Source organism: Aequorivita vitellina (assembly GCF_022008365.1).
Taxonomy (GTDB): domain Bacteria; phylum Bacteroidota; class Bacteroidia; order Flavobacteriales; family Flavobacteriaceae; genus Aequorivita; species Aequorivita vitellina.
Window position 1 is genome coordinate 1 of the sequence record NZ_JAIRBA010000143.1, and the last position, 481, is coordinate 481.

At 37.4% G+C, this 481-nt stretch carries 1 protein-coding gene; it reads right to left on the reverse strand.

The window, feature by feature from the left end:
* Window positions 1-230: 230 nt before the first annotated feature.
* On the reverse strand, window positions 231-481 hold a 251-nt coding region (locus tag K8089_RS16335), incomplete at its 5' end, for an addiction module antidote protein (RefSeq protein ID WP_237604345.1).

Sequence of the window (481 nt, forward strand, 5' to 3'; positions counted from 1 at the left end):
CGTTTCCGCTTAAAACACAATCATTTTAAAAAAAATCCCAAAGTTTTTCGGATGGTTTTTCTTTCAAAATATTCTTTAATCAAATATTGGGCAACTGTTACGCATATGATTTGCGGCTGTTTTCGCAGCGCGGCTTTTTCCGCGTAACCAAATGCTTTTTAAAAATACTACTTTTTATTATTTAGCCTACTTTCAGCCGTAAATTATATGCTGTGTTGTGGTGTCGTTTTTTACGATGAAATTGGCTTCACGTTGATTTGTCCGCCAATGGCTTTCAAAACTTTCATTATTGTTCCGAATTGTGGTTTCGCTCCGTCAGATAATGCCTTGTAAAGACTCGGTCTGCTCATTCCAGTTTTTTCCGCAATTTTAGTCATACCGATTGCTTTTGCAATATGTCCGATTGCCACAATCAAATCAGAGCTGTCACCATCTTCGAGTACTGTATTCAGGTATTCAGCAATCATTTCTTCGCTGTCTA